This is a genomic window from Xanthomonas sp. D-36-1, assembly GCF_017746155.1.
Lineage (GTDB): Bacteria > Pseudomonadota > Gammaproteobacteria > Xanthomonadales > Xanthomonadaceae > Xanthomonas > Xanthomonas cissicola.
Window position 1 is genome coordinate 1 of the sequence record NZ_JAGHWR010000058.1, and the last position, 14,635, is coordinate 14,635.

Consider the following 14,635-nt stretch of genomic DNA (forward strand, 5'->3'; position numbering starts at 1 on the left):
TTTTTCGTTTCGTCAACACCTTGTGATGTTTTCGACTCGTTCGTTGTTGCGATGCTTCGAGAAGCGCCGCCGTCCTGAGCGAGGCCGCGCAGTTTATCGAGACCACGCAGAAGTGCAAGCACTTTTTGACATTGGCATGACATCGACCTATCCACACAGGTGCGGCACGCGGGTACGGCACGCGCTGCGCACTCTACGCGTGCGGGCTGCAAGCTCACTGATCGACATCAGAGGCGTAACGCTGCGGTATCGGTCGCTGGTTGGCTCGATGAAAATGCAGATATCTAGACAGAGAGCGCCCTCATGCCCGCCTCCCGCAATCTGCTTCGCGATCTATCCCTGCCTGCGATGGCCGCCGGCTTTGTCACCGTGCTGGTGGGGTTCGCCAGCTCTGCGGTGATCGTGTTCGAGGCAGCGCGCCATCTGGGCGCCGACCAGGCACAGCTTGCGTCGTGGATGTGGGCGCTGGGCATCGGCATGGGCGTGACGTGTATCGGCCTGTCGCTGCGCTACCGCGCGCCGGTGGTCACGGCCTGGTCCACGCCGGGTGCGGCGATGCTGATCGGCAGTGCGGCCGGGGTGCCATTACGCGAGGCGGTCGGTGCGTTTGTGGTGGCCGCGGTATTGGGGATGGTGGCCGGGTTTTCGGGATTATTCGAACGGGCGATCCGGCGGGTTCCGATCTCACTTGCCTCCGGGATGCTGGCCGGCGTGCTGTTGCGCTTCGGCCTGGACATCTTTGTGGGCATGCAGAGCCAGGTGTTGCTGGCGCTGGCGATGTTGGCGACCTATCTGAGCGGGCGGCGCTGGTTTGCACGCTATGCGGTGATTGCGACCTTGTTGGTGGGTCTTGCGATCGCCGCCAGCGGCGGACTGCTGCGGTTGGGGGCCGTACACCTGGAACTGGCCCACCCGGTGCTGGTGGTGCCGTCGCTATCGTGGGCGGCGCTGTTCGGCCTGGCGATTCCGTTGTTCGTGGTGACCATGGCCTCGCAGAACGTGCCGGGCGTGGCGGTGATCCGGGCGTCCGGCTATGCGGTGCCGATCTCACCGACGGTCGGCTGGATCGGTGCGGTCAATGCAATGCTGGCGCCGTTCGGTGGCTTTGCACTGAATCTGGCGGCGATTACTGCCGCGATCTGCATGGGCCGCGAAGCGCACGAAGATCCGGCGCGGCGCTACACCGCTGCGGTCAGCGCGGGCGTGTTCTACCTGGTGGTGGGATTGTTCGGTGCGACCGTGGCAGCGGTGTTTGCGGCCTTCCCTCGTGAACTGGTGATGGCGATTGCCGGGATCGCGCTGTTAGGCACGATCGGCAACAGCCTGGCGGCGGCACTGCGCGAGGACAGCGAGCGCGAAGCGGCGTTGATCACCTTTCTGGTCACCGCCTCCGGGCTGACGCTGGGCGGGATCGGCGCGGCGTTCTGGGGCTTGGTGGCCGGAACGATCACATTGCTGGCATTGCCGACGAAAGCAGCGCCTTAGCACGCGTGCCCGCTGATGGAGCGAGAGGTGCGGCAGGCGCATGCGCTGGCCATGCCGGGTTGATCGCAGCGCTCTTAGCTCCTACTCCGGGTCGCGCAACTGCAGCAGCCAGTGCGCGGTGATGCTGCTGGGGCTGGGCAGGGGTTCGAGATGGAACTGGCGATACACCGGTGCGCCATCACGGGTGCGCAGTGGCAAGGTGACATAGGCGGCGCGGCCCAGGCGCAGCGCCTCTTCGAGCAGTTCGACCTTGCCACGGGCGGCATCGTCGTCCAGCAGGGCAAGGATGTCGCAACCGATCAAGTCGGCCACTTCGGTCTGGCTGAGTTCGGCGAACGCCGGGTTGACGAACATCAGCCGGTGCGCGGCGCCCTTGGCACCGCGTTCGATAATGGCCACCCCGTCGCGCAGCCGCGACAGCGAGGCTTCGAGCAGGGTGAAGTCCTGCTGGAAGCGCTTGCGTTCCATCAGTTCGATCAGCACGCGCAGGCTGCGCGCCGATTCCAGATGCAGCGGCGACCAACGCCGTGCGCGGCCGCGCACGGTCTGCTGCCACAGATCGAAACTCTTCCGCGGCGACAGCCGCGAATTGGGGATGTCCTGCAGCTTGGCCAGCTGCGGGTTGCCGGCCCATTTGACCTGCTGCACCTGCTCGCGGCGGGTCCACAACAGGGCGCTACGCGATTGCGGCATCAGCGGCACGAAGATGAAGCCGGCTGCCAGCGGCGCGAGGTCGGCCAACTCCGGGAACACCTCGCCGATGGCGTCCACATGCAGGGCGCCGACCGCATCCTCGCGCAGGGCGTCGTGGTGTTCGGATTCGAGATGTTCGCGGATGCGGCGCAACGCCTCTGCATCCGGCACGCTGCCATGACGGCTGATTTCATTGCCATGGAAGATTGCCACGCCATCGGCGTCGACCACGTCCATCAGGTCCGGGGCCATGTCGGCGAGCATGTCCACGGTCAGGTGCTCGGCGTCGTTGAAGTCGGTGATCAATTTTTCGCGGATGGTCAGCAGCACCGACTCCAGCCGCGCTCGCCCCACCGCCTGCAGCGCGCCGATGCGCCCGGCCAGCGCGCGGGTCACCGCATCGGTGGCATCGCGCATGGCATGGCTGGTGAAGTGCGGGCTGTAGTGGTGACAGGAAATCAGCCCCCACAGCGCATCGTTGACCACGATCGAGGACACCAGGGTGGCGCTGACGCCCATGTTGGCCAGGTATTCCAGATGCACCGGCGAGACGCTGCGCAGGCTGACATCGCTCAGATCCACCGGCGTGCCCAGGCGCGGATGCAAGGTGGGCTGGATCGGCGACGGCTGGTACCGCACATCGGCGATCTGGCGCACGCGGTTGCGCAGGTATAGCGCGCGTGCCTGCGCCGGGATATCGCTGGCCGGGTAATGCAGGCCCAGATAGGCCTCCAGTTCGGGCTGGCGTGCTTCGGCGATGACGTCGCCATTCCACTCTTCGTCGAAGCGATACACCATCACGCGGTCGAAGCCGATCATGCTGCGCAGCCCCTTGGCCGCGCGCACCGCCGCTTCGTCGATGCCCGCATCGCGCTCGATGCTGCGCAACAGCGGCAGCGCTTCGCGCAGGGTGACATCCATCAGGCGCGCGTCGCGCGGCTCGATTTCGATCAACCATTGCTCCGGATACAGATGCCAGGCGGCGACCCAGGGATGATCGGTCGGCGCGCTGCGCTGCGGGAAGCGCACATCGGCGTGCAGCAGGTGCTGCGGTTGATCGTCCACTGCCAATGGTTGCGCCTCGGGCAGTTCCAGCACCTGGGTGTACGGCGTGCCCAGCAGGGCATCCATCGGCACGCCGAGCAGGTCGGCGGCGGTGCTGCTGGCCTGCACGATGCGGCCATCGGCCGGTTCGATCACCAGCAACACGCCGTAGGGCTGGATCAGGCCGGGAATATGGATCGGTTCCCGCGCGCAGACATCCATATCCAGAGGTTCGGTGGGCTGATTCACGGCTGCGGCTCCGCGGCGAGGCAGGAATGGAAGTGGGCGAACATGGCCTGCGCGCCGCCGATGGCAGCGTCGCTTGCGGATGCGGTGGCCAGGCGCCGATCCAGCGCTGCCTGGAAACGGCGCCAGCCGGCCGGGTCGCCGTCGGCCAGCTCGAAATAGCGCAGGGCGCCGGCCAGAGCGGGCTGCTGCTTGCGCACGTTGCGCGCGATCACCCGTCCACCAAGCTGCGAGCCTTCGATGACGTACAACATGCCCCAGCGCGCGGCATCGTCGGCGCTGGCGGGCAGTGCGGCCGGCAGATCCGGTTGCTGGCCGAGCGCGCGCAGGTCATCGCGCAGTGCCGGCACGCGACGGCGGTAATGCCAGCCGTTGCCGACCAGGGTGGTCAGCCAGTTGCCGAGCTGCGCTTCGAAGCCGGCCAGCAAGGCGTGGTGGCGACGCAGGATCTGCGCATACGCAGCCGAATCGACCTGCCCCTGCGCCAACGCCTGCATCAGCGGCACTGCTTCGACCAGGCGATGGGCATCCTGGGTGGCATGGCGCAGCGCGAGCGCAGCCGATGGCGGAACTGCCAGGACGTCGGAAACCATAGGGGCTCAAGGCGGTGCCGCGGCACGAAGGACACCAGACTAGCAGTGCCTGCGCAAATCAGAAAAAGCAGACGCGAGCGCAAGCTGAATAGGTTGGCTTCACGTCTGCGCCGCGGGTGTGGTGCCGGCGTCGCGCGCGGCTCGTTTCCAGGCCATGCCCCAGCCTGCGGCCAGCAGGACAGCGGCCAGCAACCACGGCGCGCCCGGCAGGTGCAGAGGCGCACCGCTGCCGATGAACCAGGCGAAGACATTGGCGAACAACAGTGGGCCGGCGATGCCGGCCAGGCTGACCAGACCGGTGAGCGCACCCTGCACGCGACCTTGCGCGTCGGCGCCGACCTCGCGGGTGATCAGGGCCTGCGCGGACGGTGCGGCAATGGCCCACAACGCACTGATCGGCACACCGATCAGGAAGGCAGTGCCGCTGTCGGCCAGCCCATAGATGATGAAGCCGATCACCCCGCAGCCCAGCCCCAGCAGCAACGCGCGGCGTTCGCCGAGCCGGCGCACCAGGCGGCCGACCAGCAACGCATTGACGATGATGCTGCAGACGCCGACCCCGGCCAGTACCCAGCTCACTTCGCGCGGGCCCCAGTGGTATTGGTAACCGGCGAACAGCACGAAAATGCTGGGATAGACGTAATGCGCCAGGTTGGCCAGGAACACCACCGACGCCAGGCCGAACACCTGCGGGTAGCGGCGCAGCAGTTTGAGTGCGCCCAGCGGATTGGCGTGCGACCAGTCCAGCCGCGCGGTGCGGCGTTGGGCGGGCAGCGATTCGGGCAGCACGAACCAGCCATACAGCACGTTCAACAGGGCAAGCCCGGCGGCAAACCAGAACGGCCAACGCAACCCGATGCTGCCCAGCCAACCGCCGATCAACGGGCCGGCGACAAAGCCGATGCCGAAGGCGGCACCGAGCATGCCGAATGCGCCGGCGCGTTTGTCCGGTGGGGTGACGTCGGCGATGTAGGCATTGGCGGTGGAGAAGCTGGCCGAGCACACGCCGGAGATCACCCGTGCCAGCAGCAGCATCGGCAGGCTGTGGGCAATGGCCATCAGGATGAAGTCCAGGCCCAGGCCAAGGCACGAGAGCAGGATCACCGGCCGGCGACCGAAGCGGTCGGAGAGCGCGCCCTGCAACGGCGAGCAGACGAACTGGATGGCAGCGAACAGGAAGCCGAACCAGCCGATCCAGCCGGCGGCCACGACGTAGTCGCCGCCGGTGAAGTGGCGCACCAGATCCGGCAGTACCGGAATGATGACCCCGAAGGACAGCACGTCGATCAGGACGGTGATGAAGATGAAGATCAGCGCGGCGCGGCGGCGCCCCGGGACGGGAGCGGAATCGGGAGAGAGGGACATCGCGCGGCGCAGTTGGGCGAAGCGGCGAGTGTAGCGAGGGATTGGGTGGCTGATGCTGGTGGCGCGTGGTTGCTGGGACACCTGCTGTCGTTCGTGCTGCATCAGGCTGCACCCGGACCCTCACCCGCCCCGTCGGGGCACCTTCTCCTCCATGAAGGACGACAATGTCCCGGTGGGAGAAGGATGCGTCGTTCGAGCCCCTCTCCCCCCCGGAGCGAGAAGGCATGGCTTGCGCGCCACTGGCGCGCGTGCCTTGGAGCGCCCGCACCGTCGGCGCGGGCCGGGCGCGGGCCGGGCGCGGGGCGGGGGTCGGGTGAGGGTATGGGGAGAAGCCACCGCATTATTCCGAGTGCACGAGGCTTCGCACGCACCCTCATCCGCCCTACGAGCACCTTCTCCCGGTGGGAGAAGGAAGCCTCGCTGCTGCTTTTATTGGCGTAGAAAGCAGCGCGGGCCTGGGCGGCTACTCGACGCTGATGGTCTGGGTCAGGGTGTGGCTGGCGCCGGGGGCGAGCTCGATGACGTCCGGGCCGGCATTGGCCGCTTCCAGGCAGACGTAGTTGCGCCAGCCCTCGCCCACGTCGGCCATCTGCTTGCCGGCCTCTTCGCCCGGGTTCCAGGCCACCAGCGAGCGGCTGCCTTCGGTGGCGATGACGATGCGGCGACCGAGCACCGGGTCGGTGAGCGTGTAGCGGCCGCCGGCGTTGGTGTAGATGCGGTCGCTACGACCGGGGTCGCGCGGGTCGCGCAGGCTCCAGTCGCCTTGCTGGCGATGGGCGGTGGCGTAGTTCTCGTATTTATCCAGATAGTCCAGGCCATCCAGGCCCTGCACGCTGACCTTGAGCGCGTCGCCGACGCGGAAGTAGTTGTGCAACGCCTGGGTGAAACGCACCGGGGCGGCGCTGGTGTTTTCGGTGATCAGGCGTTGCTCCAGCGTGCGGCCGATGCGCAGCGTCATGCGCAGGCGTAGCGCCAGGTCGTCGAAGCGCGGCGGGGTGAGCGTGAGCACCACGGTGCCGCCGTCTTCGCGGCGGCTTTCGGTGAGTTGCCAGGCCACCGTGCGCACGAAGCCGTGGGCGGGAACGTCGCCGGTCTGATCCTGGCGGCCGAAATACGGCCAGCACACCGGCGCACCACCGCGGATCGGGGTGGGCGGTTGCTGGGCGCTGGGCGAAAGCCACATCACGTCCTGTCCGCCCTTGGGCACGAACGAGAGCAGCTGGCCACCGAACAGGCTGATGGCGGCAGTGGAGAACGGGGTGTCGATCAGCAGCGACGGAAACCCGTGAAAATCGCCTGTGGTCAGGCCGGTGGTGTCGGACATGGGGGATGCCTTTTGGACGCTGGGGGATTGGGCGAAGGCCGGGTAAGCGGCCGGCAGCTTGAACGCGGTGGCGCGCATGGCGGCGGCGCCGGCGACCGGCGGGGCGGCGCGCAACGCGGCGAGGATGCGTTGGCCGGGGCGGCCGTCGGCCGGTTGCAGGCCCAGGCGGGTCTGCTCGACCTGGATGGCGCGGCGGGTGGCGCTGCCGACCATGCCGTCGGCCTCGCCGATCTGGTAGCCGCGGGCGAGCAGCAACTGCTGCAGTTCGCGTCGTTCGGGCCGGCCCAGGCCGGGGTCGTCGGTGGGCCATGCCGCGATCAGGCCGGGGCCGCCACGCAGGCGATCGGCGAGCAGGGCGATAGACAGCGCGTAACTTTCGGCGGCGTTGTAGGCGTAGATCGCGTCGTAGTTGCGGAATACCAGCAACGCCGGGCCGGTGGCGCCGGCCGGCAGCAGCAAGGCGGCTGGCGTTTCTGCCGGCAGCCCGGTTGGTGCCAGCGGTTTGCCGTCGGTGCCGAGCAGGCCGGCGCTCTGCCAGGCCTGCAGCGGTTGGCGGCGGGTGCGCCCGGCCTTGCTGGCGTCGAAGCCGCGCGGCAGGGTGACTTCCATACCCCACGGGCGGGCGCGTTCCCAGCCGGCCTTGACCAGGTAGTTGGCGGTGGAGGCCAGTGCATCGGGAATGCTGGTCACCAGATCGCGGCGGCCGTCGCCGTCGCCATCCACCGCGATGCGGGCGTAAGTCGAGGGCATGAACTGGGTCTGCCCGAACGCGCCAGCCCAGGAGCCGGTGAGCCCATCGGCGGAGAGATCGCCTTGCTGCAGCAGGCTGAGCAAGGCGAGGAATTCGCCGCGAAAGAACGGCTGGCGACGGCCCGCGCACGACAGCGTGGCCAGCGACACCAGCAGCGGGCGCTTGCCGGTGACGCGGCCGTAATCGCTCTCCACGCCCCACACCGCCACGATGGTCGCCGGGTCCACGCCAGTCTGATCGGACAGGCGGCTGAGCAGTTCGCGGTGGGTGACCAGCATGGCCTGGCCATCGGTGACGCGCTGGCTGTCGACCAGGCTGGCCAGGTAGTCCCAGATGGGCGTGGTGAATTCGGGCTGCGCATCCAGCAGCGGCAACACGCTGGGATCGGGCGCCAGCCCGGCGGTGAAGCGCTGAAAGCTGGCGGCGTCCACGCCCTTGGCAGCGGCCTGGGTCTGCAGGCCAGTCAGGCAGCGATCGAAAGCCGGATCGGCGCAGGCGACCAGCGGCAGCAGTCCCAACACGAACGGCAACGCGCGCCGGGGCAGCGTCATGGCGCAATGGCCGGCGGGTGGGCAGACGTCATGCGGTGGAGTGCTCCTGCGCGGCAAGTCGGGCCGACGAGCATAGCCAACCTGGGTGGTGGCAGGCGTGCAGGATGGCGATGCGTGATGCGTTCCTGGGTGAGGCCCGCGGCTCGATGCGAGCGATCGTGCCGCGGTCCGACTGGCTCAGCTGCCGTCGCCGGCGATCCCGGTCAGCATCGACAGGGCCGGCGCGGACGGGGCGTTTTCGGTCACTCGGCGGGTGCGGGCATGGCGCGGTGCATCGTGGCGCGGGCCGAAGCGAATCAGTGCAGTGGCCACGCACGCCGGCAGCACGATCGCGAACACGACCGCCGCCAGAAGCACCCATTGCCAGAGATTGAAGGTTGCCATGATCCAAGTCCCCCCGCGGCGGCGTTCGCCTGGGCGGCAAGCTTCGGCGATCGGCTGCGAACGCGGCGTCGACAAATAGGGGAGGTGAAGACCGTTCGTCGGGCGAAACAGGCCTGGTGGGCCGCGCATCGAGGGGCGCGCGGTCGCTGGCGACGTCTGATTGGATGGTGCGGCAACGGTCGACGTGGAGGATCAGCGTGCGTCCAGGTAGAACCAGTGACCTGCCTCGCGCACGAAACGGCTGTGTTCGGTCATGCGGACTGCGCTGCCGCCACCGATGCGATAGCGCGCCAGGAAGACCACCTCAGCCGTCTCGGGGCCGGTATCGAGGGTGCGCTGCACGGTCAGGCCAAGCCAGGTGGTGCGCCCGCCCTCGTCCAGCGACAGCTCGGCCGGGCGCGTGGACGGATGCCAGCTGGCCAGCAGGTACGCAGCATCGCGGCGCACGTAGGCGCTGTAGCGCGCGCGCATCAACGTCTCGGCGTCGGGCGCGGCGGCACCGGCGTGATATGGGCCGCAACAACGTGCGTAATCGGCCGGGCGGCCGCAGGGACAGGGGTCGGTGGATGTGGTCGGCATGCGGGGATTGTGCGGGATGGAATTGGAGATTGGGGGGGCGCGTTGCAAAGCGGGAAGCGGGAGCGGCGGCTATGCTGTCGCCCCCGTCGCGCGGAGCGTGGTCTTGCTGGAATTGATTCCCACCCAATTGCCGTGGCTGCTGTGCATTGCGTTCGTGGCCGGGTTGGTGGATGCGGCGGTCGGTGGTGGCGGATTGATCCAGCTGCCTGGCCTGTTTGCGACACTGCCGCAGCAGGCGCCATCGCTGATTCTGGGCACCAACAAGTTCAGCGCAATGTTCGGCACCGCTGCGTCGGCGTGGCGATACGCGCGCACGGTGCGCTTTCCGTGGCGGCCGGTGCTGTATGCCACCGCGGCGGCGTTTACGTTTTCGTTCCTGGGCGCGACCGCCGTCAGCCTGATGCCCAGGCAGGCGGTGCGGCCGCTGATTCTGGTGCTGCTGATCGCGATGCTGATCTACACGCTGATCAAGAAGGACTTCGGCGCGCTGCATCGGCCACGTCGGATCGGCCGGCGCGAACTGGCCACCGCGTTGGCGATGGGAGCGGCGATCGGCTTCTACGACGGGTTCTTCGGCCCGGGGACGGGCAGCTTTCTGATCTTCCTGTTCATTCGCTTTTTCGGGCTGGATTTCCTGCGCGCCTCGGCGGCGGCAAAAGTCGTCAACCTGGCCACCAACCTTGCGGCGTTGTCGTTCTTCTTGCCCAGTGGACAGGTGATGCTGGCGATCGGCCTGCCGATGGCGGCGGCAAACGTGGCCGGCGCGGTGGCCGGCACAAGGATGGCGTTACGCGGCGGCACGCCATTGATCCGCAAATTGTTCCTGGTGCTGGTGATCGTGCTGATCGGCAAGATGGGCTGGGATCTGCTGCAGCAGTAATCGCAACGTGCTGGCGATGCGAGATGCTCGATGGGCGACGCCACCGCGCAGATGGCGTCGCCCGTGCCCGATGGTCAGCGCTTGCCGCGCGACTGCGCCGTGCCTGGCTTGGCGCCGCGCGTTTTGGCCGGTGAAGCAGTCGTCGCCGCGCGCTTGGAGCTTGTCTTGCCGGCACCGCGTACTGGCTGCCCGGTCGATGCAGCTGTTGCACGTGGCTTGGCTGCGGCAGTTTTCACCGCCGCAGAGGCGGTGGCGCCCTTCCCGGATGTGGCGCTGGATGCGTTTGTGGCCGCAATCGGCTTGCCCGGTGTTTTCGAAGACCGAGTGGTCTTGCCGACGCTGGACCTGGATGCAGCTGCCGAAGGCACCGCCGACGCACCCGATGCGCGTTTGTCGGATACCGCCTTGCTAGCCAAAGCTGGAGTGCGCAAAGTCGATTTCTTGGTCTGCATTACTTGCGACTGTGCCGCAGCGCGCGTGGAAGATGCGGTCTTGGCGGTCTTGGCGGTCTTGGCGGTCTTGGCGTTCCTGTTCTGCTTGTTCGCCGTCGCGACTGCCGGCGTGCGCTGACCGGTCTGCGTTTCCGGCGCCGCGGACAAGGTCTCATCGGTGGCAGGCGATGCCGTGGGCACTGCGGCGCCGTCAATTGCCATGCCATCTGCGCTGACAGCGCCCTGCACTCCTGCAGGCTCGCCCGCAGCCTCGATCGACGGCGCAGCATCAACGGCATCGGCAACTGCCGGCTCATCGCCACGCGCGCGCTCGGGCAGCTTCAATCGCTGTGCCTGCTCGTCGTATTCGATCAGCAACACGCCGGAGTTGTGGCGGCCGCTGATTTCGACAAAGCACGCGCCGCCGATGAAGGGCTCCAAGGTCATCACCGACTTCAACGGCGTGGCCACCACCATCTGGAAGCCGAAGTTCTCGAAGATATTCATCGCAAGCGCAGTGAATTCGTTGTCGGCCTTGTCGAAGGCTTCATCCAGCACCACCGCGCAGTAGCGCGGCAGTTCGCCGTCTTCGCCGCCGAGCTGGTAACGCAACGCGGCCGCCAGGCAGGTGGTTGCCAGCTTCTGGCGCTGACCGCCGGATTTGCCGGCGCCGCTGCGGTAGATCTCCACCTGCGCACGGGTCTGGGCGTCCAGCTCCACACCGATGAACTCCACATGCAGGCGCACGTCCAGCACCTGCTCGCGCCAGCGGCGTGCCTCCGGTTCCTGCGCGCCCAGGCGCGCCACCAGCGCGCGCAAGGTGGAAAACTGCGCTTCGGCCAGGGCCCGGTCTTCGGTCTGTTGATGCGACAGCACTGCGCGCAACTGCTGCTGGAATTCCTGCACTTCGGCCAGGCGGCGGTCGCCGACCTCGATGGTCAGGATGGTGTCGCGGTTGAACGGCACCTGCTCCAGGCTGGCGTTGACCTCGTCCATGCGCTGCTTGATGCCCTTGTGGGCCTCGGCGGTGTGGCGCTGCAAGGCCAGCAGGTTGTTCTTGCTCTGGGTCTGCAACAAATCGAAGAAACGATGCTCGTGCCGCGGCAGGCCATCGCTTTCCAGCCGGTCCAGGCGCGCGAGGAAATCGTCGGCGCTGGCAAGGCTCACGGTGAAATCGCCGCTGTCTTCGGGCCACTGCTGGCAATACTTGCGGAAGCATTCCAGCAACTGCGCGCTGAGCCGGCTGTCGCGGCCCTGGCTGTCGGCCAGCTGCTCGGCCAGGCCACGTTCGACCACGCGAAAATGCGCTTCCAGATTGTCCAGCGACAGCGGCGTCAAGGCGGCGAGCCGTTCCCGCAGGCCCTGCAACTGGGTGGGCGTGAGCGTAGCGCTGCCGGCGCGGCCCGCACATGCGGCATGCTGCTGTTCGAGCCGCACGCGCTCGCGCGCCAGTTGCGCGCGCTCCAGCCGCACATCTTCATAAGTGCGCTTGGCCTGGTCGCGCAAGGTGCGTGCGGTGTCGATGGCCTGGCCGAGCGCGCGCAGGCCACTGTTGCCTTCGCGCAGCTGCACTAACTGTTCATCGATATCGCTCAGGCGCTGCAGCTTGGGACCGACGTCGATCTCGTCCCAGTCGCGCTCCACCAGGGTGTGGGCAGCCAGTTGGCGCTCCTGGTCCTGCTCACGCTGCTTGCGCAGCGCTGCGACATCGGCATCGCAGCTGGCGATGCGCTGGGCCAGCGCCTGCGCTTCGCGCTCGAACACCTTGAGCTTGTCGCGGTTGTCGTGACCGAGCAGCCAACGCTTGCGGTCGTTGACGGCGTGGCGGTCGTCCTTTTCGTAACGATCGCCCGGGTGCTTGACCTGGCCCTCGCGGGTGATCGCGCGGTCGGCGTTGCGCAGTGCGGCGGCGTTGTCCACGCAGGCGTAGTCGAAACGGCGGGTGAGCTCGTTGCGCAACCATTCGGTAAAGGCGTGCTCGCGCAATTGCAGCTTGCCGGGCAGCGCGCCGGGATCGACCCGCCGCGAGTGCAGCTCGTCGTTACGGCGCACACGGAAGTACACCAGGCGCGTACCGATATGGGTGCGGTTGACCCATTCACTGACCTGCGCGTAATGCCGCTCGTCCACCAGCAGCGACTGCGCGAAGCCGTGCAGCACACGCTCGATGGCGCCGCGCCAGGCCGATTGGTCTTCGCGCACCTGCACCAGCTCGCCCACGAACGGCAGCGCAGCCTCGGCAATGCCGGTGTCTTCGCACAAGCGCGCGCGCAGCGCCTGCATCGGTGCGGGCATGCTCGATGGCGCGCGCTTCAGCGCATCCAGTTCGGCGCGGATCTCGGCAAAGCGGCGTTCGTCGTCGCGCCGCGCGCCCATGCGCTCGGCGATCGCCTCGTCCAGCGCGCTGGCGTCGTGCTTGCCGTTATCCAGCACGGTTTGCGCATGCGCAATCTGCGCGGCAAAGCCGCTGGCACCGGCCGCCAACGCGGTACCGAGCTGACGGCAGGCCTGTTCGATCTGCGCACGGCGGCGCAGGCGTTCGTCGCGCTCGCGCTCGACGCGTGCGCGTTCGCGTTCCAGTTCTTCGATCTGCTCGCCGCCGGCGGCGCGCTGCTCGCGCTCCAGGCCGAGCAGCTTCTGCTCGTGGTTATCCAGCGATTCGCGCCGCTGGCCTTCTTCGCCGGCCAGTCCACGGTCCTGGTTGTCCAGCTCCTGCAGCCGTTCATCCAGCAAGGCCAACCGCTGCTGCTCGCGGTAGCTGTCCACACCCAGCTGCAGCTCGCGCAACTCGCCGACGCTGTGGCGCAGCGCCATCAGCGCCGCGTGGTGCTCGCGCGCAGGGCTCAGGGTTTCTACCTGGCGCCGTGCGGTGACCACTGCATGGTGCGCGCCATCGAGTTCGGCAAAATCTTCCACCAGCCGGTCGGCCGCTTCGAAGGTCCGCGGCTCGTCCAGCATGAAACCGCGCAGGAATGCATTGAGATCGCCCAGGTTCTTGGCCGACTGGGTCTTGTGCAACAGCCGCAACGCCATTTCGTTGCCGATGCCCAGCGCATGCCGGAAACGTTCGGCGTAGCCGGCGAAGCCGTCGAAATGCGCAACGTCATCGCCCAACCGCGCCTTGAGCCTGCGCAGGTCGAGATCGAAGCCATCCAGCTCGGTCGCCACGTCCAAACGGCGTGGCGCGACCATGTAGTGGCGCCGCACATCGGCCGCCGCGTTACCGCTGCCGGCGATCCAGAACAACCGGATCAGGCTCACCGTCTGGCCATGCGCGTTTGCGTACTCCAACACCAATGCGGTCCAGGTGGCGCCCTTGCGCAGGTATTGCGTGGCGATTTCGCCGGACGCGCTGTCCTGCTGATCGGCCCACGCACCGCGTACATACGACACCAGACTCCGATCGCGCCCACTGCGTTCGGCTTCGCGCGCGGCAGCGTTGAAGTCGACGATGCTCGGCGGCGTCAGCAGTGCCGACATCGCATCCAGCAAGGTGGACTTGCCCGACCCCGAACGCCCCACGAACAGGAAGCCCTTCTCCGCGATCGGCACTTCGGTCAGCCCGTTGAAGGTGCCCCAGTTGTGCACCTGCAAGCGCCGCATGCGGAACTGCTGCGCACGTTGCTCGGCGAGCGTCTCGGCAAACAAGGAGGCACCCGGCTGCGCCGGCGACAGATTGGACTGGGAATTCATTGCTCACTCACCAAAAACGAAACGAAGGAGACGCCAAGGACAGACCATCACGAGCGGTGAAGCAGTTCCTTGTGGTGCGGTGTTACGGGAAGAACTTGAGCAGGGTAGCGAATGGAGTGCATGGACGGCCTCGCGACCAGGGTCGCTCCTACAAAAACAGGTGCCTTGGCCCAGGTTGTGTAAAGGTCGCACGCGTGCCACAAAAGCTGCCGTCGTTCGAGCACCTGTACCACCCACTTTTTCCACATCGGCCGATCGCGACCATCATCACCCCGTCTCCGTTAGCGCATCCCAACCTGCTGCTTTGCTGCTTTGCTGCTTTGCTGCTTTGCTGCTTTGCTGCTTTGCTGCTTTGCTGCTTTGCTGCTTTGATGCTTTGATGCTTTGATGCTTTGATGCTTTGATGCTTTCAATATCGTGTAGCTGTTGCTTCTGCAGTTTGCATGTCGGGGCCCCATACCGCAGCGGCAAGGCCGGCAGAGACACCCCGCAGGGCGGCGCGCATGGATGCGCGAGGTTTTTGTAAGGGACAGGGATGTCCCTTACAGAAATTTCTGCCGGACTTGCGAACCCGCAGCGCCGCAGGCGCGCAGGGCGCGAGGACGGGGTGTGCTTT

General features: G+C 67.2%; 9 protein-coding genes. 2 read left to right on the plus strand and 7 right to left on the minus strand.

Translation table 11 applies throughout. The annotated features are described in order from the left end of the window. The first annotated feature begins 303 nt into the window (after positions 1 to 303). Positions 304 to 1,485, plus strand: a complete 1,182-nt coding sequence (locus tag J7367_RS15805; protein ID WP_057664109.1) for a benzoate/H(+) symporter BenE family transporter — start codon at positions 304 to 306, stop codon at positions 1,483 to 1,485. 81 nt (positions 1,486 to 1,566) lie between these two features. Here J7367_RS15805 and bphP read toward each other — a convergent pair whose 3' ends face one another. The 6 genes from bphP to J7367_RS15835 all read right to left on the minus strand — a co-directional run bounded on the left by bphP (position 1,567) and on the right by J7367_RS15835 (position 9,015). Beyond that, positions 1,567 to 3,471 carry a bacteriophytochrome BphP gene (gene bphP / locus J7367_RS15810; protein ID WP_057664112.1) on the minus strand — a complete coding sequence of 635 codons (1,905 nt, stop codon included), beginning with the start codon at positions 3,469 to 3,471 and terminating at the stop codon, positions 1,567 to 1,569. Continuing rightward, on the minus strand, positions 3,468 to 4,061 hold the full coding sequence (locus J7367_RS15815) for a biliverdin-producing heme oxygenase (protein WP_057664114.1): 594 nt from the start codon (positions 4,059 to 4,061) through the stop codon (positions 3,468 to 3,470). The genes bphP and J7367_RS15815 overlap by 4 nt, the downstream gene beginning before the upstream one ends. A 99-nt stretch (positions 4,062 to 4,160) precedes the next feature. Further along, on the minus strand, positions 4,161 to 5,426 hold the full coding sequence (locus J7367_RS15820; protein WP_007964952.1) for a tetracycline resistance MFS efflux pump: 1,266 nt from the start codon (positions 5,424 to 5,426) through the stop codon (positions 4,161 to 4,163). Positions 5,427 to 5,889: 463 nt separating this feature from the next. Next, complete coding sequence (locus J7367_RS15825) at positions 5,890 to 8,052, minus strand: lytic murein transglycosylase (RefSeq protein WP_057664117.1); 2,163 nt, start codon at positions 8,050 to 8,052, stop codon at positions 5,890 to 5,892. Positions 8,053 to 8,229: 177 nt separating this feature from the next. Further along, complete coding sequence (locus J7367_RS15830) at positions 8,230 to 8,436, minus strand: hypothetical protein (RefSeq protein ID WP_033481624.1); 207 nt, start codon at positions 8,434 to 8,436, stop codon at positions 8,230 to 8,232. A gap of 192 nt (positions 8,437 to 8,628) precedes the next feature. Then, positions 8,629 to 9,015, minus strand: coding sequence for a YchJ family protein (locus J7367_RS15835; RefSeq protein ID WP_081028023.1), 387 nt, complete (start codon positions 9,013 to 9,015; stop codon positions 8,629 to 8,631). 97 nt (positions 9,016 to 9,112) lie between these two features. On the opposite strand from J7367_RS15835, the gene J7367_RS15840 reads away from it, so the two are divergent. Continuing rightward, positions 9,113 to 9,895 carry a TSUP family transporter gene (locus tag J7367_RS15840; protein WP_209028953.1) on the plus strand — a complete coding sequence of 261 codons (783 nt, stop codon included), beginning with the start codon at positions 9,113 to 9,115 and terminating at the stop codon, positions 9,893 to 9,895. Positions 9,896 to 9,969: 74 nt separating this feature from the next. On the opposite strand, the gene J7367_RS15845 is transcribed toward J7367_RS15840, so the two are convergent. Further along, positions 9,970 to 14,019: an ATP-binding protein gene (locus tag J7367_RS15845; RefSeq protein WP_057664123.1), complete on the minus strand. Its 4,050-nt coding sequence runs from the start codon at positions 14,017 to 14,019 to the stop codon at positions 9,970 to 9,972. Positions 14,020 to 14,635: the final 616 nt, after the last annotated feature.